Here is a 1,259-nt window from a genome sequence, read left to right on the forward strand (position 1 = left end):
GTCAAAAGCATGGGAAGCATTTGAATCTGATAAAAGGATCGAAGGCTTTTCTTCACAGACATTAAAGGCTTATCGGCTCCAATTATCATTACTTATTGATTATTTTAAGGATGTTGAAATAACTACTCTTGAAACAAATCAATTGAAAGAATACCTTGCGATTTCAGGGAAGCATTTAAAACCAGCCAGTCTTGCACATAGAATTCGATTTCTAAAATCGTTATTCCGTTGGTCCCATGAAGAAGGGAACATACGAAAGAATCCGGCTGCGAAAATTAAAGAACCTAAAGTAGGTAAGCGAATACCCAAGTATTTAACCGAACGGGAGATCGAACACCTTCGTGAATCCTGTCATACCCCAATGGAAAGAGCGATGTTCGAATTCATGTTTTCTACCGGTTGTCGAATTGGCGAAATAGTTGCGTTAGAAAAGAACCATATTAATTGGTCCAATCGATCCGCGATTGTTAGAGGAAAAGGTGATAAGGAGAGGGAAGTTTATTTTAATATACGTTGTGACATATGGCTTAAACGGTATATTGAAAGTCGTAATGACAATAATCCTGCCATCTTTGTAACAGCAAGACAGCCACATAAAATGAGTGTCGCTCAGATGCGTTACATCATCAAGCGGATCTCCAATCGTGCTGAAATTAATAAAGAGATTCATCCGCACCWACTTAGACACAGCTACGCAACTCATTTGTTGAATAATGGAGCTCCTATTGAAGTCATACAAAGTCTTATGGGGCATGAGAAAAGTGAAACCACAAGGATATACGCTCAATTAAGCGGGAGGTTAAGGAAAGAGTATTATCAGAAGTACTTTTAAATGTAAATGTAGCAACGTCTTAAATGACGTTGCTCTACTTGACTAAAGCATCCGTTAGTTTAAGAAGATTAACCGAGTTTCACACTGTAAAACCTCATTGCTTTTGGAATACCTTCTATTTCAAAGACTCCATTCATTATTAAATGTCTCACTTTATATTTAACAAACTGGTCGCCAATATATTGATTTAAATTCCCAATGACTTCACCGATTACTCTCGCTGATTTCATAAAATATATTTCATCCGTTTCTGCAAAACCCTTATATTCAGGTTCAACTCGATCGAAAACAACCCTTATCTTCATTTATTCCTTCGTTTTTGCGTTAATCCTTCTTTCCAGCCCAAAAACCCTTATACATCAAGTTTTTTTGGCGTTTCATGGTGAATTATTTGCGTTAATACCGTGCATATGAATAACTACTTCAT

The 1,259-nt window shown here is 36.8% G+C and carries 2 protein-coding genes; one reads left to right on the forward strand and one right to left on the reverse strand.

Translation table 11 applies throughout. The features are described from left to right. On the forward strand, positions 1 to 832 hold an 832-nt coding region (gene xerA, locus AC1DSB_RS19500), incomplete at its 5' end, for a site-specific tyrosine recombinase/integron integrase (RefSeq protein WP_477587440.1). Between the two features lie 68 nt (positions 833 to 900). Here the strand turns inward: xerA and AC1DSB_RS19505 are convergent. Further along, positions 901 to 1,137 carry a DUF3658 domain-containing protein gene (locus AC1DSB_RS19505; RefSeq protein ID WP_477533062.1) on the reverse strand — a complete coding sequence of 79 codons (237 nt, stop codon included), beginning with the start codon at positions 1,135 to 1,137 and terminating at the stop codon, positions 901 to 903. Positions 1,138 to 1,259 lie beyond the last annotated feature (122 nt).

The sequence above is a fragment of the Paenisporosarcina sp. P4_E4_2 genome (assembly GCF_056401595.1).